The 22,684-nt window shown below is 67.1% G+C and carries 22 protein-coding genes; 2 read left to right on the top strand and 20 right to left on the bottom strand.

All coding sequences use genetic code 11. From position 1 onward, the window contains the following. Positions 1-111: 111 nt before the first annotated feature. The 8 genes from fdxA to JC881_RS02820 all read right to left on the bottom strand — a co-directional run bounded on the left by fdxA (position 112) and on the right by JC881_RS02820 (position 7,964). Positions 112-441, bottom strand: a complete 330-nt coding sequence (fdxA, locus tag JC881_RS02855) for a ferredoxin FdxA (protein ID WP_198784188.1) — start codon at positions 439-441, stop codon at positions 112-114. Positions 442-483: 42 nt separating this feature from the next. Continuing rightward, positions 484-1,857: a sulfate adenylyltransferase subunit 1 gene (locus JC881_RS02850; RefSeq protein ID WP_233101497.1), complete on the bottom strand. Its 1,374-nt coding sequence runs from the start codon at positions 1,855-1,857 to the stop codon at positions 484-486. Positions 1,858-1,889: 32 nt separating this feature from the next. Further along, a complete protein-coding gene (gene cysD / locus JC881_RS02845; protein ID WP_198784187.1) occupies positions 1,890-2,840 on the bottom strand; it encodes a sulfate adenylyltransferase subunit CysD in 951 nt (316 codons plus the stop codon). A gap of 47 nt (positions 2,841-2,887) precedes the next feature. Next, on the bottom strand, positions 2,888-3,514 hold the full coding sequence (locus JC881_RS02840) for a phosphoadenosine phosphosulfate reductase domain-containing protein (RefSeq protein WP_198784186.1): 627 nt from the start codon (positions 3,512-3,514) through the stop codon (positions 2,888-2,890). A 20-nt stretch (positions 3,515-3,534) separates the two neighbouring features. Further along, a complete protein-coding gene (locus tag JC881_RS02835) occupies positions 3,535-3,930 on the bottom strand; it encodes a DUF934 domain-containing protein (RefSeq protein ID WP_198784185.1) in 396 nt (131 codons plus the stop codon). After that, entirely contained in the window at positions 3,927-5,705 is a 1,779-nt protein-coding gene (locus JC881_RS02830; protein WP_198784184.1) for a nitrite/sulfite reductase, read from the bottom strand. Before JC881_RS02830 ends, JC881_RS02835 begins: the two co-directional genes overlap by 4 nt. Positions 5,706-6,790: 1,085 nt before the next feature. After that, complete coding sequence (locus JC881_RS02825) at positions 6,791-7,399, bottom strand: peroxiredoxin-like family protein (protein ID WP_198784183.1); 609 nt, start codon at positions 7,397-7,399, stop codon at positions 6,791-6,793. A 28-nt stretch (positions 7,400-7,427) separates the two neighbouring features. Then, positions 7,428-7,964: a carboxymuconolactone decarboxylase family protein gene (locus JC881_RS02820; RefSeq protein WP_198784182.1), complete on the bottom strand. Its 537-nt coding sequence runs from the start codon at positions 7,962-7,964 to the stop codon at positions 7,428-7,430. 121 nt (positions 7,965-8,085) lie between these two features. On the opposite strand from JC881_RS02820, the gene JC881_RS02815 reads away from it, so the two are divergent. Then, entirely contained in the window at positions 8,086-9,048 is a 963-nt protein-coding gene (locus tag JC881_RS02815) for a cupin domain-containing protein (RefSeq protein ID WP_198784877.1), read from the top strand. Between the two features lie 7 nt (positions 9,049-9,055). Here the strand turns inward: JC881_RS02815 and JC881_RS02810 are convergent, their stop codons facing one another. The 8 genes from JC881_RS02810 to JC881_RS02775 all read right to left on the bottom strand — a co-directional run bounded on the left by JC881_RS02810 (position 9,056) and on the right by JC881_RS02775 (position 18,550). Beyond that, entirely contained in the window at positions 9,056-9,877 is an 822-nt protein-coding gene (locus JC881_RS02810) for a M55 family metallopeptidase (RefSeq protein WP_198784181.1), read from the bottom strand. Next, entirely contained in the window at positions 9,874-10,953 is a 1,080-nt protein-coding gene (locus JC881_RS02805) for a DmpA family aminopeptidase (protein WP_198784180.1), read from the bottom strand. The genes JC881_RS02810 and JC881_RS02805 overlap by 4 nt, the downstream gene beginning before the upstream one ends. Positions 10,954-10,974: 21 nt before the next feature. Next, entirely contained in the window at positions 10,975-11,901 is a 927-nt protein-coding gene (gsiD, locus tag JC881_RS02800; protein WP_198784179.1) for a glutathione ABC transporter permease GsiD, read from the bottom strand. A gap of 10 nt (positions 11,902-11,911) precedes the next feature. After that, on the bottom strand, positions 11,912-12,832 hold the full coding sequence (gene gsiC, locus JC881_RS02795; protein ID WP_198784178.1) for a glutathione ABC transporter permease GsiC: 921 nt from the start codon (positions 12,830-12,832) through the stop codon (positions 11,912-11,914). Positions 12,833-12,912: 80 nt separating this feature from the next. Beyond that, positions 12,913-14,466 carry a glutathione ABC transporter substrate-binding protein GsiB gene (gsiB, locus tag JC881_RS02790; RefSeq protein WP_198784177.1) on the bottom strand — a complete coding sequence of 518 codons (1,554 nt, stop codon included), beginning with the start codon at positions 14,464-14,466 and terminating at the stop codon, positions 12,913-12,915. A 104-nt stretch (positions 14,467-14,570) separates the two neighbouring features. Next, complete coding sequence (locus JC881_RS02785) at positions 14,571-16,448, bottom strand: dipeptide ABC transporter ATP-binding protein (RefSeq protein ID WP_198784176.1); 1,878 nt, start codon at positions 16,446-16,448, stop codon at positions 14,571-14,573. 159 nt (positions 16,449-16,607) lie between these two features. Further along, positions 16,608-17,567: an isoaspartyl peptidase/L-asparaginase family protein gene (locus JC881_RS02780; protein WP_198784175.1), complete on the bottom strand. Its 960-nt coding sequence runs from the start codon at positions 17,565-17,567 to the stop codon at positions 16,608-16,610. After that, positions 17,564-18,550, bottom strand: coding sequence for a MurR/RpiR family transcriptional regulator (locus JC881_RS02775; RefSeq protein ID WP_198784174.1), 987 nt, complete (start codon positions 18,548-18,550; stop codon positions 17,564-17,566). Before JC881_RS02775 ends, JC881_RS02780 begins: the two co-directional genes overlap by 4 nt. A gap of 426 nt (positions 18,551-18,976) precedes the next feature. Here JC881_RS02775 and JC881_RS02770 point away from each other — a divergent pair, with 426 nt between their 5' ends. Continuing rightward, positions 18,977-19,300 carry a hypothetical protein gene (locus JC881_RS02770; protein WP_233101495.1) on the top strand — a complete coding sequence of 108 codons (324 nt, stop codon included), beginning with the start codon at positions 18,977-18,979 and terminating at the stop codon, positions 19,298-19,300. Positions 19,301-19,309: 9 nt separating this feature from the next. Here JC881_RS02770 and JC881_RS02765 read toward each other — a convergent pair whose 3' ends face one another. From JC881_RS02765 to JC881_RS02750, 4 genes are all read right to left on the bottom strand, one after another. Next, the gene (locus tag JC881_RS02765; protein ID WP_233101494.1) at positions 19,310-19,960 is read right to left on the bottom strand and encodes an extensin-like domain-containing protein; all 651 of its coding nucleotides are present in this window, start codon (positions 19,958-19,960) and stop codon (positions 19,310-19,312) included. Positions 19,961-20,060: 100 nt separating this feature from the next. Then, positions 20,061-20,909, bottom strand: a complete 849-nt coding sequence (locus tag JC881_RS02760) for a HAMP domain-containing histidine kinase (protein ID WP_198784173.1) — start codon at positions 20,907-20,909, stop codon at positions 20,061-20,063. A gap of 196 nt (positions 20,910-21,105) precedes the next feature. Further along, positions 21,106-21,558, bottom strand: coding sequence for a GNAT family N-acetyltransferase (locus tag JC881_RS02755; protein ID WP_198784172.1), 453 nt, complete (start codon positions 21,556-21,558; stop codon positions 21,106-21,108). 86 nt (positions 21,559-21,644) lie between these two features. Continuing rightward, positions 21,645-22,538 carry a LysR substrate-binding domain-containing protein gene (locus JC881_RS02750; protein WP_093432232.1) on the bottom strand — a complete coding sequence of 298 codons (894 nt, stop codon included), beginning with the start codon at positions 22,536-22,538 and terminating at the stop codon, positions 21,645-21,647. Positions 22,539-22,684 lie beyond the last annotated feature (146 nt).

Below are 22,684 nucleotides of genomic sequence, written 5' to 3'. Positions count from 1 at the left end.
GGTTCCTTCCAGAAATACCGCGGAACCGGCTTTGCCGGGCCGCTGGTATTGCCCCCGGCGAGGGGGTGTGCGAAGCGACACGAAGTGCGCGCAGCATGGGGGAGAGCCCCTTTACCGCACCAGCTCCCCGACCTTGTCGGTCTTGTCTTTCCAATCGTCAGCGTCCGGGAGAGCGGGCTTGCGCTTGGTGATGCTCTTCCAGCCGTCGGCCACGGCCAGCTCGGCGTTGATCTTGATGAAGGCGATCTGGTTGGCCGGAAGGTCTTCCTCGGCGTAGATCGCGTTGACGGGGCATTCGGGGATGCAGACCGCGCAGTCGATGCATTCGTCCGGGTCGATCACCAGCATGTTGGGACCTTCGCGGAAGCAGTCGACGGGGCAAACGTCCACGCAGTCGGTGTATTTGCAACGGATGCAGGCTTCGGAAACGACGTGGGTCATTTGTCTTTTAAACGTCAGTTTGATCGGGGAAAACCCCAGATTTTAGGCCTTTGCGGCGGCGGGCTGCACGAGAACGGCAGCAGCGGTCTTGTGGGAGGCCGTATCGACCAGCACCAGCGAGCCCAGGGCGCGCGATTGCGTGAAGGGCAGCACGGCCAGCGGCTGCTGCAGCGCGAGCACCACATCGCCGATCGAATTGGCTTCCAGTTGCGTCGCGGGCTCCGATTCGAGCGTGGTGATGTTCACCCGATCCACGATGCGCGCGACCTTCGCCTTGACCCAGCGATGGCCCTGCAGCGCCCAGTACACGCGGCCCGCGACCAGCGGCTCGTCGTCCAGCCAGGCCACGGTGGCGGTGATCTCGCGCACCGGCTCGAAGGCGCCGGGCGCCAGCAGCCAGTCGCCGCGCGACACGTCGACCTCGCGGTCGAGCACGATGCCGGCGCTGTGGCCCGCATGCACCGACTTCGGCTGGCGCGTGTGGCTCAGCACCTGCGCGACAGTCGCGGTCTGGTTGCTCGGGAGCACCGTCACGCGCTGGCCCGGTTCCACATGGCCCGAGGCGACGCGGCCCCAGAACACGCGGCGGCCCTGCGAGGTGTCGGCGGAGGCGGAGAACTTCTCGACCCACTGCACCGGGAAGGCGAAGGGCACCGCCTCGTCCTGCACGGTGACCGGCAGGTCTTCGAGCAGCGCGAGCAGGCTCGGGCCTTCGTAGCCGACCCAGTCGGCATGGCGCGTGGCCACGTTCCAGCCCTTGAGCGCGGAGATCGGCACGATGCCCGCGACCTGCACGCCGGCCGCTTCGGCAAAGGCATTGAGCGCCGTCGAGATGCGCTCGAAGGCCAGGCCCGCGTCGTCGATGGCATCGAGCTTGTTGACCGCGAACACGATCGACTGCACGCGCAGCAGGTGGCACAGGAGCGTGTGGCGGCGCGTCTGCGGCAGCAGCTCGCGCTTGACCACGGTGCCGTCTTCCACTTCGGCGGCCCAGGCCAGCTTGGTCGCATCGACCAGCACCACGGCGGCATCGGCGGCCGAGGCGGCGGTGACCATGTTGCGGGTGTACTGCTCATGGCCCGGCGCGTCGCCGATGATGAACTTGCGCTGGGCGGTCGAGAAGTAGCGGTAGGCCACGTCGATCGTGATGCCCTGTTCGCGCTCGGCCGAGAGGCCGTCGGTGAGCAAGGCCAGGTCGGTTTCGCCGCCGCGCTGCACGCCCGCCAGCTGGTCCTGCAGCACGGTCTTGCTGTCCACCAGCAGGCGGCCGATGAGGGTGCTCTTGCCGTCGTCCACCGAGCCGCAGGTGATGAAGCGCAGTGCGGTGCCGGTGTCGCCGTGATCGCCCCCGCCCGTTCGGGCTGAGCTTGTCGAAGCTGCGCGCTGCACTTCGACAGGCTCAGTGCGAACGGACATCGGGATTGCGTTGGCAGTATTCGTCGCGCTCATCAGAAGTAACCGTCTTTCTTGCGTTTTTCCATGGATGCTTCGGAGGTCATGTCGTCCATCCGGGTGGCACCTCGTTCGCTCACGTCGACCGTGAGCGTTTCGAGCACCACGTCGCCCGCATCGGCCGCGAGGCTCTCGACCGGGCAGGTGGTCGTGATGTCGCCCACGGTGCGAAAGCGCACGTCGCGCACCTGCACCGTTTCGCCGTCGCGCGGCGGGGTGAGTTCGGTCACCGGCACCAGGAGGCCCCGGCGCTCGACCACTTCGCGCTTGTGCGTGTAGTAGATCGACGGCAGGCCGACGTGCTCGCGCTCGATGTACTGCCACACGTCCAGCTCGGTCCAGTTCGAAATGGGGAACACGCGGAAGTGCTCGCCGGGCGCGAGACGCGTGTTGAACAGCGTCCACAGCTCGGGGCGCTGGTCCTTCGGTTGCCATTGGCCGAAGCTGTCGCGGTGCGAAAAGATGCGCTCCTTGGCGCGCGCCTTTTCCTCGTCGCGGCGGGCGCCGCCGATGAGCGCGTCGAAGCGGAATTCTTCAATGGCTTCGAGCAGCGTCACCGACTGGTGCGCGTTGCGCGATTCGCCCGGGTGCGCGAGGCGCACGGTGCCACGCGCCATCGAGTCTTCCACGCTGCGCACGATGAGTTCGGCGCCCAATTCCTTCGCGCGCTGGTCGCGGTAGGCCGTCACTTCGGGGAAGTTGTGGCCCGTGTCGATCATCAGCAGCGGGTAGGGAATGCGGCCGGCGCCGAAGGCCTTCTCCGCGCACTTGAGCAGCACCAGCGAGTCCTTGCCGCCCGAGAACAGCAGGGTGGGGCGCTCGAAGGCGGCCGCCACTTCGCGCAGGATGAAGATGGTTTCTTCCTCCAGCGCATCGAGGTGCGTGTTGGACAGATGGGGCAGATGCGCCGGCGACAGCAGCAGTTCGGTTTCGGTTCGGGCGTTCATCGGGTGAGGGCTGGATTCGGAGGATCGGTGAGGCGTTGCGTTGCCGCTCAGTGCGCGATGTGCAATCCGCACTCGCGGTTGTCTTCGCCCTTGGTCGGGTCCACGTAGTCGAAGTTGTTCGGCAGGCCGTGTGCCTCGCAGTATTCGTAGAGCTCCTTGGACGACCAGTGCAGCAGCGGCGCGACCTTGATGAGGCCGTCCGGGTTCACGCTGACCGGGTCCATCTGCGCGCGCACGGCCGTGTCGGTGGCACGCAGCGCGGTGAACCAGACCTTGGGCGCCGTCTCGCGCAGCGCGCGGGCGAAGGGCTCCAGCTTCACCTCTTCGGTGAAGGCGGCATGGCGCGGATCGTCGAGTGCGGGCGTTGGGCCTTCGACCGCTTCGCGGTGCGCGCGCGAGCGGCGCGGCAGGTAGATGTGCAGGTCAAGGCCCAGTTGCTTGGTCACCTCGTCGGCAAAGCGGTAGGTGGCCTCGGTGTTGTAGCCGTTGTCCATCCACACCACGGGCACATCGCGCCGTGCGCGCGTGACCATGTGCAGGATCACCGCCTCGAACGGGCGGAAGTTGGTGGTGATGATCGAAGGCTGGCCCAGGCCGATCGCCCAGTCCACCAGGCCTTCGGCGTTGCGGCCGAGCTTGGCGTTGATGCCTGCGAAGTCGATGTCGATGCTCATATCGGATGTTTTCTTGCAGCTCAGCTGCCGGCCACGAAATGCGGCGCGGTCTTCACCGCATCGCCTTGGTAGAAAGCGTTGAAGCGGTCGAACTGGCGCTGCGCGTCGGAGGCGTCCACGCCTTCCTTCAGCACGGCGCTGGAGAAGCCGGTGCGTTCCATCTGCACCAGTTGGTCGATCAGCACATCGCCCGTGGCGCGGATGTCGCCCGTGAAACCGAGGCGCCGGCGCAGCAGGAAGGCCTGGCTGTACGCGCGGCCGTCGGTGAACTTCGGAAAGTTCAGGTCGATGCGCTCGATGTCGGCCAGGCACACCTCGATGGCGAGCGGGTCGGCATCGTTGGCAAGCTGCAAGACGCGCGGGTCGCCGTCGTCGATGTGCTCTTCGGCGGACAGGATGTTGAGCGTCTTGTTCATGCCGCTTCCTCCACCTTGAATCGCGCACCGTTGGCCGCGGCCTTGAACGGGTCGTGGCCCACGCGGCGCAGCGTGTCGATGAAGGTCTCGCCGCCTTCGCGGGTGTCGCGGTAGGTGGTGAGCACGGCCTCGATCACGCCCGGCACTTCGGCCGCCGAGAACGAGGGGCCGACCGCCTTGCCGGCCTGCGGCGTGCCGCTGAGCGCGGAACCGTCGGAGCCGCCCAGGGTGACCTGGTACCACTCCTTGCCGTCCTTGTCGACGCCCAGGATGCCGATGTGGCCGCTGTGGTGGTGGCCGCACGAGTTGATGCAGCCGCTGATGTGCAGGTCGATCTCGCCCAGGTCGTCGAGCTCGTCCAGGTCCTGGTAACGCTCGGTGATGGCTTCGGCGATCGGGATGGAGCGCGCATTGGCCAGCGCGCAGAAGTCGCCGCCGGGGCAGGCGATCATGTCGGTCAGGAGGTGCACGTTGGCGCTCGCCAAGCCGGCGGCGCGGGCGGCGAGCCACAGCGCATGCAGGTCTTCGGCATGCACCCAGGGCAGCACCACGTTCTGGTCGTGCGTCACGCGGGCTTCGCCGGCCGAGAAGCGGTCGGCCAGTTGCGCGAGCGTATCGAGCTGGTCGGCCGATGCATCGCCGGGCGCCTGCTTCAGGCGCTTGAACGACAGCGTGACGGCGCGCAGCGCTGGGTTCTTGTGCGGCGCCACGTTGCGGGCGAGCCAGCGGGCGAACATCACATCGTCGGCGGCCTGCGTGCGCAGCTCGGCGTCGGTCTTCTCGGCGCTCTGCAGCACGCGGGTGGCCAGCGTCGGCGGCACGAAGGAGGCGGCCACGCGGTCGTACTCTTCCTGCGTGATGGTGTGCGGCGCGCCGTCGTGTTCCAGGATCTGCTTGTACTCGGCCTCGACGTCGTCGATGTAGCGCTGGCCCTCGGCCTTCACCAGGATCTTGATGCGCGCCTTGTAGATGTTGTCGCGGCGGCCATAGCGGTTGTAGACACGGATCACCGCTTCGAGGTAATTCATGATCTGCTGCCACGGCAGGAACTCGCGCAGCACCGTGCCGATGATCGGCGTGCGGCCCATGCCGCCGCCCACCTGCACGCGAAAGCCGATGTCTCCCGCTTCGTTCTTCACCACGTGCAGGCCCACGTCGTGCCAGCCGGTGGCCGCGCGGTCTTCGGTGGCGCCGGTGATGGCGATCTTGAACTTGCGCGGCAGGAAGGCGAACTCGGGGTGCAGCGTGCTCCACTGGCGCATGATTTCCGCGAACGGACGCGGGTCGGCGATTTCATCGACTGCAATGCCGGCGCGCTCGTCGCTCGTGATGTTGCGGATGCAGTTGCCGCTGGTCTGGATGCCGTGCATGTCGACCGAAGCCAGCAGGTCCATCACGTCGGCCGACTTGGCCAGCGGAATCCAGTTGTACTGGACGTTCTGGCGCGTCGAGAAGTGGGCGTAGTGGGTCGGGAGCTTGTGACTGCCGAGCAGGCCCTGCGTCTCGATGGCCTTGCGGTAGACCTCGGCCTCGGGCTCGTCGTATTCGCGGGCGATCTTGGCGAGCACGCGCAGCTGGCGGCTGGAGAGCTCGCCGTAGGGCACGGCCACGCGCAGCATCGGCGCGTAGCGCTGGACGTACCAGCCGTTCTGCAGCCGCAGCGGGCGGAACTCGTCCTCGTGCAGGCGCCCCTTTTGCCAGCGCTCGAGCTGGTCTCTGAACTGGGCAGCGCGTTGGTGAACGAACTGGCGATCGAATTCTGTGTATTGGTACATCGTGCGTTATGTCTTGAAAGTGCAGTGCGTCCAGCGCCCCAGCAAGAAGCCAGGATTCTGAAAGCGGGCCTTATGGAAACAAACTATTTTTTGGTTCACGCTTTATGCGGATAAGCTTATTCACCAGTATCCATGCGGGTTTGCGGGCGGTTGAATGCTTATTCCGGATAAGGGCGGCAGGTCGGAAACCGGTTTTCCGAGGCTGAGATTTTAGGAATCTGTGGGATGGGGGTTGGGCTCAGGGTTCTTTTAAGGCGTTTGTTTTTTTGAGTTCCGAGGCCGGGTCTCGCCCCGGCGGGCGACCTACTTTTCTTTGCTTCGCCAAAGAAAGGTAGGCAAAAGAAAGGCGACCCCACTGTCTGCGACCCTTCGCTGCGCTACGGGCACCCTGCGGTGCTCGCGTTTCGCGGGGTCTCGCCGAACTCGCTTCGCTCAGACAGCGGCGAGCCCTGATCCGCGAAACGCTGCGCTCCTCGGCGCAGCCAGAGGGGGGTGGATACCGAACAGGCCATCGCTTCGCTCGGCTTGGGGTCGGGCCATCGCTTCGCTCGGCCTCCGTGCCCCCACCCCGACCCTCCCCCAGGGGGGGAGGGAGAAAGACAAGACCTGCAACACAGGGCCTTGATGCATTGCTCCTTCCCCCTCTGGGGGAAGGCTGGGATGGGGGCACGACGGCGCTCGCTACACGACAGGGCATCGACGAGCGCCGCGTGCCCCCACCCCAACCCTTCCCCGGAAGGGAGGGAGCCAATCCAAGCCGAGCGAAGCAAAGGCCCGAAGGAGCGCCGAGCGCAGCGATGGCGTGTCTGGTCCCCCAACCCCTTCTGTCTGCGCCGAGGAGCGGAGCGTTTCGCGGACAAGGGCTCGCCGTTGTTTGAGCGCAGCGAGTTCGGCGAGACCCCGCGAAACGCGAGCACCGCAGGTTGCCCGCAGCGAAGCGAAGGGTCGCAGACAGCAGGGTCGCCTTTTCTTTGCTTACGTTCTTTTGGCGAAGCAAAAGAAAGTAAGTCGCCCGCCGGGGCGAGACCCGGCCTCCGCCCTCAGCAAAGAGAAAGAAAGGCCACCTCAGCGCAGCATCGCCAGGTTCAAGCGACCTCAGCGAGCCGAGCACGCCCGATCGCCGCAACCACTTCGTCCAGATCCGCCCGCTCCCGGTAATCCACATCCACATGCGCAAACCGGATCACGCCCGCTTCATCGATCACGAACGTCGCCGGCACCGGCAGCACCCACTGCCCATTGCCATTGAGCACCGGCAGGTTGACCCCGCCCGCGCCGTACAGATCGACAAGTTCCGGCGCCAGCGTCGTGCCGATGCCGAACCCATGCGCAGCCTCCAGGTCCGAGTCGCTCAGCACAGGAAAGGCCAGGGCGTTCTTGCGCGACGTGCTCATCGAGTGGTCCGGCGTCTGCGGAGAAATCGCCACCAGCTTCGCCCCGAGCCCGTGCAGCTCGCCCAGCCGCTCCTGCAGCGCGCGCAGCTCGGTGTTGCAGTACGGGCACCAACCGCCGCGGTAAAACGACACCACCAGCGGGCCGTCCTTCCACAGGTCGCCCAGACGAACCGGGCGCCCGAGCGCATCGGGCAGGGTGACGTCGGGCGCCTTGCTTCCTTCGCGCAGGGCCCGCTCTTGCAGGCCCGAAGCCCGCAGGCCGGCAATGAACGCATCGATTTCAACGGCCGTGTTCGTCATGGCGATCTCTTCGGGGTGCGTGCGCTGTTCACGCCACCGCGGGGAAGTCCACCGCGGTGTCGTTGATGCGGTTGAACACGTTCGTGAACACCGTCACCGCGATGGCCAGGCTGATGTCCACCAGTTGCGTGTCGGTGTAGCCGGCCGCCTTGATCGCATCGAATTCGCCCTGGCTGACCGTGCCGCTGGTGCGCACCAGCTTGCTCACGAAATGCACGAGCGCATCGCGCTTGGCGTCGCCGGTGGGCTGTCCGTCGCGGATGGCCTTGAGCACGTCCTGCGACAGGCCCGTGAACTTGCCCAGCAGGCTGTGCGCGGCAACGCAGTAGTCGCAACCGGCGACCTTGCTGACGGTCAGCTTGATGGTTTCCTGGTCCTGCTTGCTCAGCGAACCGCCGGCGAGCGCGCCGTCGGCTTGCAGCACGGCCTTCAACGCGGCGGGGCCGTGCGCGCCGATGGTGGCGAAGGTGTTGGGCACGCTGCCGGCGGCCTTCTTGATCTGTGCGTAGACCTCGGCGGTGGCGCCGGTGGCGGTGTCGATGGCGGGGGTGGCGATGCGGGTCATGGTGAAACTCCTTGGGAGAAACGTTGTTGAGAAGCCTTGACTGTATGGCTCTGAAATGAGCTTGATAAGGCTTAATACCGTCAATAAACTATCGAATCGTCTCAACACGAAATCTCCAAGGATCTCTCTCATGGATTGGCTCAGTCGCTTCCTCGGCATGATCCCGGTCAGCGGCCGGCTGGAACTCCGGTGCCTGTACGGCGCACCCTGGCGCATCGTCTACGAGCCTTCGCCGGCAGGCGAGATGCCCTATCACGTGGTCCTCAGCGGCAGCGCTTTGATCGAAAGCGCGGACGGCGGCACGCCCCACGAACTGTCGGCCGGCGACATCGTGTTGATGACGCACGGCAGCGCCCACGTGCTGCACGACGGCAGCGGCGCCAGGCCGGGACGGGTGAAGAAACGCGAAAACCTCAGCGTGGTCGTGAGCGAGAACTCGGGGCGCGGCGAGCGCCTGGACATGCTGTGCGGGCGGTTCGTGCTGGCCCCCCAGCACGAACGGCTGGTGCGCGGCTACCTGCCTTCCACGCTCGTCATACGGGGCGCCGCGGATACGGCCGAGGCGCAGCGCGCGACGCATGCGCAGGTCACGCGCCTCGTGGAAATGATGCGCACCGAGTCCACGGCCGATGCCTTGGGCGGACTCGCGATGCTGAACGCGCTGTCGGCGGCGCTCTTCACCGTCGCGCTGCGCCTGGCCGGCGAATCGGAAGACGCGCCGGTCGGCCTGCTGGCATTGGCAGGCCACCCGCGCCTCGCGCCCGCGCTGGCGGCGATGCTCGACGACCCCGCGCATCCATGGACGCTGCCCGAACTCGCACGGCTGTGCCACATGTCCCGGGCCACCATGGCGCGGCACTTCCAGGACCGGGTGGGGCGCTCGGCGAGCGATCTCCTGACCGACATCCGCATCGGCCTGGCGATCAACGAATTGCAGAACCCTTCGTCATCGACCGAGGCGGTCGCCGAGAAAGTGGGCTATCAATCCGTCGGAGCGTTCAGGCTGGCCTTCAAGAAACGCATGGGCATTTCGCCGGCGGACTGGCGGCGAACGGCGGCCCGAGCGAACACCGCTGAACAGTGAGCCTTCGTCAGCGCAGCATCGACGACATGGCCGAGCAGCAGTTGAGCATGCGCACGGCCGCCTCGACCGTGTCCGCGCTGAAGCGCAGCGTGACGCCGTCGACGCGCTCGAAGCTGGGCCACTGGCAGAACAGGTCGGCCATCATGGGCGACTGGGTGCGCAGCGTGACCACCTGCGGCCCCTCGAAGACCAGCGGCTTCGCGTTGCCACGCGCAGCCAGCGCCTCGGCCACGCCGGCACGGATCGCCTTGCGCGACTGCTCCGGCGAGAGCGACACGCCGCTGTTGAAGCCGGTCGCCTTCTTGGTCTCCACGAAGGTCGCATGCGGAAAGAGCGCGCGGTTCTCGGCGATGAATGCATCGTCGCCGCTGCCCATCACCACGGGCACGCCGTATTCCCCCGCGAGCGCCCCATAGAGGCCTGCCTCGCCCAGCTCTTGCTCATTCAATCGGATGCTGGCAAAGGCAAAGCTGTTGATCGTGTGCGCGAGGATGCCGCGGCCCTGCGCGCGCGAGTGGTAGCCGACCATGCACAGCGCTTCCACGCCGTCTTCTTCCACGCCGGCCACCATGCTCAGGTAGCGCGGCTTGCCCTGCACGACGCGGGCGCGCGCATCGAGCACGTCGGGCGGCATGTTGCGGAAACCGCCGTGCGAGTCGTTCACCAGCACTTCGGTGGCGCCCGCGTCGAAGGCGCCGGCGATGGCCGCGTTGGCCTCGTGCGCCATCAAGAGGCGCGCGCGTTCGTACTCGGGGTTGCCCTGGCGTGCCTGTTCGTGGTGATAGACGCCCGCAACGCCTTCGATGTCGGTGGAGATCAGGACTTTCATGGGTGGGCGTGCGCCTCCGCGGAAGAGAAAAGGGAAGAGTGCGGCAGCACCTCGGAAAGCGCTGCCCGGTGGTTGCCGTCGCGGCCCGTCACGGCCGTCGCGCGCCAGAGCGCGTGAAGGATCGCCTGCTCGGTGCTGTCGGCCGCGGCCTGGAAGAGGCCGTCGAGCAGGCCGTCGTGCACCATCGCGATGGTCGGCATCGGGCGGTCGACGCGGTCGGGCACGGTGTAGGCGGTCGAGAAGGCCAGCACGATGTCGCCGCTGCCGTGGCCGAAGACCGAGCCGGTGCGCGCGAGGCCCGCGCCCGCGCGCAGCGCCAGGCGCCGCAGCTGGCGCGCATCGAGCGGCGCATCGGTGGCGACCACGATGATGATCGAGCCCTTCTCGGGCTCCTTGCATTCGGCCGTGCACTGCTGCGCGGCCAGCCGTTCGCCGACCGCGTGGCCGGCCAGCACCAGCTGCGGCTGGCGCCCGTAGTTCGCGAGCACCAGCGCGCCCACCGTGTGCACCTCGCCGCAGGGCGACGACACGCGGCGCGAGGCGCTGCCGATGCCGCCCTTCAGCTGAAAACTCGACATGCCGCGCCCCGCGCCGACCGAGCCCTGCGCGAATTCGGATGCGGCGGCATCGAGCGCCTGCAGGTAATCGGCCTCGGTGACCGCCAGCCGCTGGATGTCGTTGAGAAAGCCGTCGTTGCACTCGAAGACCAGCGGATTCACCGTGGGCAGCGACCGGCCGCTCTCGGAATTGCTCGCGATGCAATGCCGGATCTGCGCCGTCGCCACCGTGCCGACCGAGAAGGTGTTGGTCAGCGCGATGGGCGTCTCCAGCACGCCGAGCTCAGCGAGTTGCACCAGCCCCACGCTCTTGCCGAAGCCGTTGAGCACCACGGCGGCGGCGGGCACCTTGTCGCGGAACGCATCGCCCGCGTGCGGGCGGATAACCGTCACGCCGGTCTGCACCGCGCCGTCGTCCAGCGTCCGGTGGCCGACCGTGACGCCCTGGACGTCGGTGATGGCGTTGCGCGCGCCCTGGAGCAAGGTGCCGATGTAGGGCAGGGTGTTCGTCGATGCCATGAAGAAGAAAGACGGATGGAGTTACTCGCGGTCGATCTTCGGATCGAGCGCATCGCGCAGGGCATCGCCCAGCAGGTTGAAGGCGAGCACCGTGAAGAAGATGGCCAGGCTCGGGAACAGCGCCACGTGCGGCGAGGTCACCATGTCCGCGCGCGCCTCGCTGAGCATCGCGCCCCACTCGGGCGTCGGCGGCTGCGCGCCCATGCCGAGGAACGAAAGGCTCGCGGCCGTGATGATCGAGGTGCCCACGCGCATCGAGAAGTACACGACGATCGAGGAGATCGTGCCCGGCAGGATGTGCCGCACGATGATGGTCCAGTCCGACGCGCCGATGCTGCGCTCGGCCTCGATGTAGGTCTGTTGCTTGAGCACCAGGGTGTTGCCGCGCACGAGCCGCGCGAACGCCGGCACGCTGAACACCGACACGGCCACCACCACGTTGGTCATGCTGCTGCCCAGGATGGCGACCACGCCCAGCGCGAGCAGGATGCCCGGAAAGGCGAACAGCACGTCGGAGATGCGCATCACGATGCGGTCCCACCAGCCCTCGTAGTAGCCCGCCAGCAGACCGAAGGCCGTGCCGATGAAGCCACCCACCAGCACCGACAGAAAGCCCGCCATCAGCGAGATGCGCGCGCCCGCCAGGATGCGGCTGAAGATGTCGCGGCCCAGCGGATCGACGCCGAACCAGTGCCTGGCCGAGGGGCCGCTGTTCAGCATGTCGTAGTCGAAGAAGTTCTCGGGATCGAAGGGCACGATCCACGGCGCGAACACCGCGACGAACACCAGCAGCAGCACGAAGACCGCGGCCACGATGCCCACGGGCTGCTTCTTGAAGCGGCGCCAGCATTCGCCCCAGGGCGTGCGGACCTTGCCCGCGATCTGGACGGCCGCGACCGGTGTCGTTGGAATGAGGGTTTCGGCAGGCACGCCGGAAGCTTGCGTCATGGCTGCTTGCTCACTTGTAGCGGATGGTCGGGTTGATGTAGCCATAGAGCACATCGACCACGAGGTTGATCAAAATGAATTCGAGCGAGAACAGCAGCACCAGCGTCTGGATGACGGGGTAGTCGCGCATCTGCACGGCATCGACCAGCAGGCGGCCGAGGCCGGGCCAGTTGAACACCGCCTCCACAAGAATGGAGCCGCCCAGCAGAAAGCCGAACTGCAGGCCCATCATCGTCACCACGGGGATCAGCGCGTTGCGCAGCGTGTGCTTGAAGATCACCCGGGATTCGTGCACGCCCTTGGCGCGCGCGGTGCGCACGAAGTCTTCCTGGATCACCTCGACGAACGAGGCGCGCGTGAATCGCGCCATCACGGCCGCCACGGCGGCACCGAGCGTGACCGAGGGCAGGATGTAGTGCTTCCAGGTCGCGGCGCCCACGGTGGGGAGCCAGCCCAGTTGCACCGAGAAGATCTGCATCAGCAGCATGCCCAATGCAAATGCGGGAAAGGAGATGCCCGACACGGCGAGCGTCATGCCCAGCCGGTCCGGCCATTTGTTGCGGTACACGGCCGAGACGATGCCGATGCCCATGCCGAAGATCACCGCCCACACCATGCTGGTGATGGTCAGCATCACCGTCGGGAAAAAGCGCTCGCCGATCTCCACCGACACCGGCCGCCGCGTGCGGATCGAGGTGCCGAAGTCGCCCTGCAGCATGTGGGTGAAGAAGCTCACGAACTGCTGCGGCAGCGGCTTGTCGAGGCCGAGCTCGGCGCGGACCATGGCCACGGTCTGCTCGTCGGCCTCCTGGCCGGCGGCCAGGCGCGCCGGATCGCCGGGCAGCATGTGGACGAACAGGAACACCAGCACGGCCACGATGAGCAGCGTCGGGATCAGGCCCAGCAGGCGTTTGAGGAAGTAATTCAGCATGGGGTGCAGGTGTCGCGTGCGAGCGATGGCACAGTGCCACCGCCCGCCGGACAGTCAGTCAGGAAACGAAGAAGCCGCGATCAGTTCGACACCGCGACGGCGTCGATGTTGATGTTGCCGTCAGGCATCACGAACACGCCCGAGAGGCGCTTGGCGTGCGCCGACAGGTTCTGTTCCGTGACCATCGGCACGCGCGGCAGGTCCTTGCGGATCTCGTCCTGCGCGGTCTTGTAGAGCGCGGTTCTTTCCTTTTCGTCGACCGTCACGAGGGCCTTGGCCAGCGCGTTGTCCACCACCTCGCTCTTGTAGAACGACATGTTGTTCAGCTTGGGCGCCCAGGCTTCCGAGGCGAACAGCGGACGCAGGCCCCAGTCGGCTTCACCGGTCGACGACGACCAGCCCGTGTAGTACATGCGGACCTTGGCCGTCTTCGGATCGGGCCATGCATCGACCTGCTCGGTGCGCTGGCCCACTTCGAGCGCCTGCACCTGCAGCTTGATGCCGATCTGCGCGAGCTGCTGCTGCACGAACTGGATCGTCTTCTGGCTGGTCGTGTTGTTGTAGGCGCTCCACAGCACCGACTCGAAGCCGTCCGGGTAGCCGGCTTCCTTCATCAGCTCCTTGGCCTTCTTCAGGTCATAGGGAATGGGGGCCATCTTCTCGGCGTACTTCACGCCCTGCGGCACGATGCCCTGCGCGGGGAAGGCATAGCCGCCGAACGCGACCTTGGACAGCGCTTCCTTGTTGATGGCGTAGCCGATGGCTTCGCGCACCTTCGGGTTGTCGTAGGGCTTCTGCAGCATGTTGAATGCGAGGAAGCGCGTGATGATCGATGGCGAGGCCACCACTTCCAGCTTGTCGCTCTTCTTCAGCAGTTCGGCCTGCTCATAGGGAATGGGATACGCGAAATCGGCTTCGCCGGTCTGCAGCATCGCGGCGCGCGTGTTGTTCTCCAGCACCGGCTTCCACTGCAGGTTGTCGATCTTGGGGAAGCCCTTCTTCCAGTAGCCGTCGAACTTCTTGGCCTTGACGGCTTCGGTCTGCTTCCACTCGACGAATTCGAAGGGGCCCGTGCCCACGGGGTGGAAGGCGATGTCCTTGTTGCCCCACTTCTTGAGCGCGGTGGGCGAAATCATCGCGGCCGACGCGTGGGCCAGCGAGTTGATGAAGGGGCCGAAGGGCTCCTTCAGCGTGATGCGCACGGTCGTCGGGTTCAGTGCCTCGACCTTGCTCACGCGATTGAACTGGTTGTAGCGCAGGAGCTTGTTGTCCTGGTTCAGCACGCGGTCCAGCGTGAACTTCACGGCTTCGGCGTTGAAGTCGGTGCCGTCGTGGAACTTGACGCCGCTGCGCAGCTTGATGGTGTAGACCAAGCCGTCTTTCGACACGTCGTAGCTCTCGGCGAGCACGTTCTGCACCTTCAGGTCCTTGTCGAACTGGAAGAGGCCTTCATAGAAGGACTTGGTCACCGCGGTGGTGATGGTGGTGTTGGTGTTGTACGGGTCCAGCGTTTCGGGCTGGTAGCCGATCGACAGCACCACGTCTTTGGCGGCGAGCGCCGTGCCCGATGCAGCCAGTGCCGCCAGGCCCAGCAGTGCGGATGCCCATCGCAGGGAGGAAGAAGATTGCTTCATGGAAGAACTCCAGTCGGTTCGTGGAAAAAAGCAGGAGGGCCTGCGGGTAAAAAAAACGGTTCGAAAACTCAGGAAATCAGAACGCGCCGCCGATGGCATAGAAATCAAAAGGCCCCGCCGATGGCGTGGCGTGCAACGAAATGCCCCGGCGCAACCTGCACCAGCGGCGGCACGTCGGGCTCGTCGCCCACCGCGCGAATGGGGCTCGGGATCTCGCCTTCGAGCAGCGCGCGCGGCTTGTGGCGGCGCGACGGATCGGCCACCGGCACCGCGGCCATCAGCTTGCGGGTGTAGGCGTGCTGCGGTGCTTCGAACACCGCGCGGCGCGGGCCGATCTCCACGATCTGGCCGAGGTACATCACGGCCACGCGGTGGCTGATGCGCTCGACCACCGCCATGTCGTGCGAGATGAAGAGAAACGCCACGCCCAGCTCGCGCTGCAGGTCGAGCATGAGGTTGACGATCTGCGCCTGGATCGACACGTCCAGCGCCGACACCGATTCATCGGCCACCACCACCTTCGGGTTGAGCGCGAGCGCGCGCGCAATCGCGATGCGCTGGCGCTGCCCGCCCGAGAACTCGTGCGGATAGCGCTGCGCCACCTCGGGCGGCAGGCCCACCTTCTGCAAGAGCCAGTCGACGCGCTGCTGCGCCTCGGCGCCCTTGGCGATGTTGTGGATGAGCAGCGGCTCCATGATCGAGAAGCCCACCGTCACGCGCGGATCGAGCGAAGCGAACGGGTCCTGGAAGATGAACTGGATGTTCCGGCGCAGCGCCTGCAGCTCGCGCGTGGGGAGCTCGCGGATGTTCTGCCCGCCGAACTCGATCGCGCCGCTCTGGCTCTCGACCAGGCGCAGCAGCGAGCGGCCGGTGGTCGACTTGCCGCAGCCCGATTCGCCGACCAGCGCCAGCGTCTCGCCGGGGTACAGGTCGAAGCTGATCTTCTCCACCGCATGCACGCGGCGCTTCACGCGGCCGAAGATGCCGCTGCGCACGTCGAAGCGCGTGACGAGGTCGCGCACGCGCAGGATCGGGCCGGCCTCTTCGCGCACGGTGGTCTGCGGCGTGGTGTCGGTGCAGGGAACGGTGTCGGGGCTGTCCTCGGCGCGCAGCAGTTCGAACTTGGCCGGCAGGTCCGTGCCCTGCATCGCGCCGAGCTTGGGCACGGCCGAGAGCAGCGCCTTCGTGTACGGGTGCTGCGGCGCTGCGAACACGGTTTCGGAGGCGCCCGCTTCGACCTTGTCGCCGCGGTACATCACGAGCACGCGGTCGGCAATTTCGGCCACCACGCCCATGTCGTGCGTGATGAAGAGCACGCCCATGCGCATCTCCTTCTGCAGCTCGCGGATGAGCTGAAGGATCTGCGCCTGGATCGTCACGTCCAGCGCGGTGGTGGGCTCGTCGGCGATCAGCAGTTGCGGCTTGCACGACAGCGCCATCGCGATCATCACGCGCTGGCGCATGCCGCCCGAGAGCTGGTGCGGAAAGCGGTCGAGCACGTTGCGCGCTTCGGGAATGCGCACGAGTTCGAGCATGCGCAGCGCCTCGGCGCGCGCGGCCGTGTTGCTCTTGCCCTGGTGGATGCGGATGGCTTCGGCGATCTGCTCGCCCGCGGTGAACACCGGGTTCAGCGACGTCATCGGCTCCTGGAAGATCATCGCGATGTCCGCGCCGCGGATGCCGCGCATCGTGCCGTCGCGCGCCTGCGCGAGGTCGAGCACTTCGCCATTGCGGCGGCGAAACGCCATGCTGCCGCCCAGGATGCGCCCGCCGCCGTGCTCCACCAGCCGCATCAGCGCCAGCGAGGTGACCGACTTGCCCGAACCCGATTCGCCCACCACCGCGAGCGTTTCGCCATGGTCGACGTGAAATGAGAGGTGCTTGACCGCATCGACGGTGCGCTCGGAGGTCGAGAAGCGCACGGTGAGGTCGTCGACGGCGAGAACGCGGCCGTCCGGCAGGTTGAGGGCAGGGGAGGACATGGCGGTGCGAAGGAGGGTGGCAGTGGCGCTCGATTGCTCAAGCGTGCGTCGCGGTTTTTCGTGGAACACCGCGGAACCGGCTTTGCCGGGCCGCAGGTGTTGCCCCCTGCAAGGGGGTTGGCGAAGCGACACGAAGTGCGCGAAGACTGGGGGTGTGCTTCATGCTGCGAAGATGGCCGTTACCGGGGCTTCGTCGCCGCGCGCGTGGCCGCGGTACATGCCTTCGGTGTTGAAGGCGAGGCTCAGGTTGCCGTGGCGGTCGACGGCGATCAGCCCGCCGGTGCCGCCGATGGCGGGCAGCGACTCATGCACCACGGCGCGCGTGGCCGCTTCGAGCGTCGCGCCGCCGTAGGCCATGCGCGCGCAGATGTCGTGGGCGGCCGCGACGCGGATGAACATTTCGCCGCTGCCGGTGCAGGAGATGGCGGCCGTGCGGTCGTCGGCATAGGTGCCCGAACCGATGAGCGGCGAATCGCCGATGCGGCCGACGCGCTTGTTGGTCATGCCGCCGGTCGAGGTGGCGGCGGCGAGGTGGCCGTGCATGTCGAGCGCGACCGCGCCGACGGTGCCGAACTTCTTGTCTTCATCGAGCGGCGGCGTCATCGCGGCGCCTTCGTGGTCGGTGACCACGCGGCCGGTGTCGCGCACGCGGTACAGCTGCTGGCGGCGCGCCTCGGTCGAGAAGAAGAAGGGCTCGACCATTTCGAGCCCGTGGTCGCGCGCGAAGGCTTCGGCGCCCGCGCCGGCCAGCAGCACGTGCGCGCCGTCTTCGAGCACGGCACGCGCGGCGCGCACCGGGCGGCGCACATGGCACACGCCGGCGATGGCGCCGGCGGCGAGCGTGGCGCCGTCCATCACGGCGGCATCGAGCTCGTGGGTTTCCTCGTGCGTGAAAACGGCGCCATGGCCCGCGTTGAAGAGCGGGCACTCCTCGAGCAGTTCGACCGCGAGGCAGGTGGCGTCGAGCGCGGACGCGCCCTTGAGCAGCGCCGCCTGCGCGGCGCGCACGATGTTCTGCAGCGCGTCGTGATAGGCCTGCGCCTGTGTCGCATTGGTCGTGGCGGCGCTGATGGTGCCGGCACCGCCGTGGATGGCGATGACGGGTGTCGTGTTCTTCATCGGGGAGCTTTCTTCTTTTTCTTGGCCGCGCCGTTCAGCGCGGCGGCGTTGGAGGTGCCGGCGGCACCGGCAGTCCGCGCGGCAATGCCGTCGATGCGCGGCAGCCCGTTCGCGCCGTGCAGCCAGGGCCGCAGCACCTGCAGCGTGCGGCGCGCGGACTGCACCGGGTCGGGCGCCCGCAGCGCCACGGCGCTGGTGAGCGCCTCGACCAGCGCGAGCACGCTGGTCTCGCAGTTGGGGCGGTAGTTGGTTTCGGTCTGGCAGTAGAGCGCGATGTCGGCGAGCGGCGCCATCGGCGAGGTCGGCCGGTCGGTGAGCGCGATCACGCCGCAGCCTTGTTCGCGCGCGATCTGCGCGAGCAGCACGGTGTCGGTGAGATAGCGCGGAAAAGTGAGGCCGATGAACACGTCCTTCGGGCCCGCATGCATCAGCGAGCGCGCCGCATGCGTGACGCCGCTCACGCCCGGCAGCAGGCGCACGTCGCTGCAGCTGCTGTCCAGCCCGTGCTGCAACAGGCCCGCGAGCCAGCCGCTCGCGCCGAAGCCCGCGATGTACACCGAGCGCGCCTTGCCGATGCGCTGCACCGCGGCCTCGCAGGCGGCGTAGTCGAGCGACTGGCGCGTGGCCTCGATGTTGCGGCGGCTCTCGTCCAGCGCGGTCGCGAACACCTCGGCCACCGTGGTCGGGTGCTCCAGGTTGCCGCGCAGGCGCTCTACGGGCGCCACCAGCGACTCGAAGCCGCGCACGAGCTCGGCGCGGAAGGTGGCGTAGCCGTCGAATTCCAGCGCGCGCGCGAAGCGGTTGGCCGTGGCGACCGACACGCCCGCCGCGGCGGCGAGTTCATCGATCGGCAGCGTGGCGACCTGCAGCGGATGCTCCAGCACGTAGTCGGCCACCTGCCGGTGCGAACGCGTCAGCCGCGGCAACGCCTGCGCAATGCGCTGGGCCACGGTGGTGCCTGGGGTGTCGACGGGGGTGCTCATGGATGGTGCGGAGGAGCCTGAAAGTGTGCGTTTTGTGAAAACCAGTTTTCAAATATAAGTCAATTCTGAAAATTTTCTGTCATTTTTGAACGAGGTTGCAAGTAGCGGGCCAGCGGTGAAGGGATCCGAAAAGAGGCGGCGACCCGATGGTTCGCCTGTGAAAGCTCAGATGCGCCGTTGCTTCTGTTCGCCGCCTAGGTGTTTTCCCGGGCTCGCTGTTGTCCGAGGCTTGGCGATGTCGGCATCGCATGCGAAAGAGCCATGTCCGGACGCGCGTATATGGCCGGAATGCGTCGTCGATGAAAACGCGAAATCTGCAACACGCGCCAAGAAAAGCCAGAGCTACACTGCCCGCGCACGTCGAGCAACGGCGTGCATGGGATTGGCGTCCCTAAGCACCCCTCGCGTTTTTCAAGGAAGCCAATCATGGTCAGGACCTCTTGTTCCCGCACGGCATCGTCTGCCGCATTTCTCGATACCGATCCCAACGCACTGGCGCTGCAAGTCTGCGAGGACACCGACAGTCTTCGCGAAGTGCATCGCGCCTACGCGTGCATCGAGAAGCTCATCGTGTCGCCGGAACCGGGCGATGCCGAAGAACTGAATCCGACACGCAATGAACTCAGCGCATTGGTGCGCGTGGTCAACGAAGAACTGAGTCGCCGCATCGAGTCAGTAGACAAGGCCGTGCAGGCGATGCGCGCGGCCATGACGCCGAGCGTGTTCGCGCCGAGCCCGTCCGGCGCATAGAGCGCAGCGTTAGCGGCACATCGAATAGCCGCCCGTCTCCAGATGAAAGTGGTCCCGGTGCACTGCGTTGTAGTCGGGACCCAGCACCCCATCGAAGAACCGGCAGGCCCCGCGGTGCGCGTCGCGCAGCAGCAGGTCTGCCGGATCGCCATTGCCTGTCCAATCCCGACGCACCGTGATGCGTTGCCCACCGGCGAGCGTCAGGCCGGCCACGTCGAACGCATCGGCGGTCGCATGCCTGCTGCGCGGCGCGCCCGGCACTGCGCCTTCGCCGCGGTTCACGTTGCGGCACGCATAGCTGCCCAGATGCGCGATGGCCACGACCGGCTCGCCGAAGCGCGCCTTCGCGGCCGGCTGCAGCGCGTGCTTCTCCCACATGAAGAAGGACAGTGCCATCGGGCAACTCAATGCAGGCGGCGTGCCCAGGCGCACGCCGGCCGAGCGCAGCAGCACCGCGTTCTCGAAGCCGCAGCCTTCGCCGGTCACGCGGTCGGGCAGCTGGTCGTACTTCATGTCCGTGCGCGCGAGCGCCGCGAGGCAGCGCGTCGGTTCGCGGCGGGCGCGGGCCAGCTTGAAGTTCGTGAGCCAGTCGGGCTCGGCCATCACGTCCAGCGGCGCCCAGGGGTTGAAGCGCTCGGGAATTTCGACGGCGCCCGTCATCACCGCCCACGCGCCCGCTGCGAGCGCGGCGCACAGCGCGAGGCCGGCCCACAGGCCGCGGCGTGATGAAGGCGCGGAAGGTGCGGGCAGGGCGCGGCCTTCAATCGCCAGCCGGCGGCCCGCGCCGGACGCTGCGGAAACTGCCCTCGATCGACGGGCGGCCTCCGCGGGCGTCGCCGAACGCGACGCGGCCCCGGTGCGCGCCGGCGATGCCGTGCAGCAGCACGTGCCGACGCGTGCGAGCGAGCAATGCATCAGGCCGGTCGCCGCTTTGCCGTTCTACCGTCGCGGCGCCTTCGCAGAGCGCGATGCGAAACCGGTCGCCGGCCACTTCGCTCACGACGATCACCCGTGACGGCCATCCCGAACTCGCGAGCTCTTCGAGAGCCAGGGTCAGGAACTGCGCGATGCGAGCCGCATCGCCGCAGCAGTCGCCGTCGCCCAGCCGGTCGTGCTCGAAGACGGTCTGCGTGGCGGAGGAGGCAGAGGCAGCGAGCGCATCGATCGCCTGCCGGATCACCGCATGCAGCGAAAACGGCTTGGTCGCGATGTCGAGGTTCTTCCCTGTCGCGAGCCGGCACACATCCGCGAGCTCTTCGGACCGTTCGATCGCGCGGTTCGCGGCATGGTCGACATGCTCGAGCACCGCATCGGGCTGCTGCGGGTCGCCCCGGCGCGCGAGCAGCTCCATGCCCAGGCGGATGGCGGAGAGCGAGTTGCGCATGTCGTGCACTGCGGCGTTGATCAGCCTGTTGCAGTCGTGCACCGGCGGCGGTGATGGCAGCGAAAGATCGGGGCGCGGATGATGTGCGTGCGCCGCAGCGGACCAGTGCGACAGCGCCCATTCCACCGACACCGGTTGCGCGCCTGCGACGCGAGGTGCGGTGGGCGATGAGGCGGGCGTCCATTTCGGCAAGCGTGAATCCTCGAACAGCAGCGTGTCTGGCATGGAATCTCTCGGCAGGCCGTGTGGGGGTTTCACGAGCGCCGTGGCCGGGCGGTCCGTGAGATCGACGGCCCGGACGGCGGGGGCCAGCGCATCGACGCGACATCGTGCTTGCTCGCGGGCTCGCGCCATGTCGGGTTTTGCAACACCGCTTGTAGGCGCACGCCGCGCGCTGCAGGGTGCGTCGTCATCGCCGGCCTCAGCCCGCGTCCTTCTGCATGAAAACACTCAGCGGGTCTTCGGGGTACCGCCCGAAGCGTTCGCGCCGCGCGTAGCCCGAGCGCGCGTAGAACGACAGCGCCTCGGGCTGGCTCACGCCAGTCTCCAGCCTGAACATCGTGCGGCCGCGTGCCGTCGCTTCGCCTTCGAGAAAGGCCAGCACCTGGGCCGCAACGCCCTGTCCGCGGTTCTGCGGCCGCACGTACATCCGCTTGAGCTCGCCGTACCCGGGCTCCATGACGATGGCCCCGCAGCCGATCGCCGTGCCCCTCTCATCCCGTGCCACGGCAAACAGCACGTTGGCGGCGGACAGCGTCGCGATGTCGATGCCGTAATGGCTCTCGGGCGGATAGAGCGGCTTCTGGTACGCATCGAGGTCGTCGATGAGCTGGACGACGTCGGGCTGGCCGGGGTTTTCAATCGCAATCTGCATCCGGCCGATGTTACCCAGCGCCCCTGGACACGGACCTGTGCGTGCTGCCACCAGCAGGGCTTTCTCGAGCGCAAGCCGAGCCGGGTCTAGGCAGGCGTCAAACCGAGCACCCACTGCTTGAAGTGTTCGAGCGCCCCGGAGGCCGGCCGGCCTTCGGGGTACGCGAAGTAGTAGCCCTGCGGCACGTCGAGGTGCCGGTCCACCGGGATCACGAGTTCACCGGTGCGCAGCTCGTGCTCGATCAGGATGCGCGGCGCCAGGCCCACGCCCATGCCCGCGGCCGTCGCGGCCACCACCATCGTGAAGAGTTCGTAGCGCGGGCCGCGCGAGGCATGCACCGTGTAGTCCCAGCCCTGCTGCGCATACCAGTCGCGCCAGGCATGCGCGCGCGTGCTCAGGTGCACATGGCGGCAGCGCTCGAAGCCTGCTTCGTCCCACGGGCCGTTGGCGTCGCGAAAGGCGGGGCTGCAGATCGGCACCATCTCGCCCTCTGAAAAGATCAGCCCGCCGCGCGTGTTGGGCCAGAACTGGTCGCCGAAATAGATGGCCGCGTCGTACGCGTTTTCCTGGAACGAAAAGGGCTGCGAGCGCGCCGACAGGTTCACCGTGATGTTCGGATGCAGCCGGCTGAAATCGGGCAGCCGCGGAATGAGCCACTGCGTGGCGAACGTAGGCACCACCGCCAGCTCCAGCACGAAGCCCATGTCGTGGCCCGCGCTGATCTCCAGCGTATCGCGGCGGATCTGGTCCAGGTGCCGGCGGATGCGCGCCGCGTACTCGCGCCCCACGTCGGTGAGCGTCAGGCGCCGGCGCACGCGCGAGAAGAGCGGCACGCCCAGCCGCTGCTCCAGCATCGCCACCTGCCGCCCGACCGCGCTCTGCGTGAGCGCCAGCTCGGCGGCGGCGCGGGTGAAGCTCCCCAGCCGCGCCGAGGCCTCGAAGGCCTGCAGCGCGCCCAGGTTGGGAATGTCTTTTCTCATCGAATGCCTGTTGTCTCTTCTGTCCTGCATGGCGCAAGCACCTGCCGTGCCCGGCGCCTTCGTTGCCTCGGTCCTTCCGGCGCTGCACAACGTTGTGCGCATTTAGCGTTTGTTTCGCATGCCGCCGCGATCCTATTCTGCGTCTC

It is taken from the genome of Variovorax sp. IB41, from assembly GCF_016405905.1.
Taxonomy (GTDB): Bacteria; Pseudomonadota; Gammaproteobacteria; order Burkholderiales; family Burkholderiaceae_C; genus Variovorax.
Note: the sequence above shows the minus strand (reverse complement) of the source record. Positions and strands in the feature narration are given on the sequence as shown.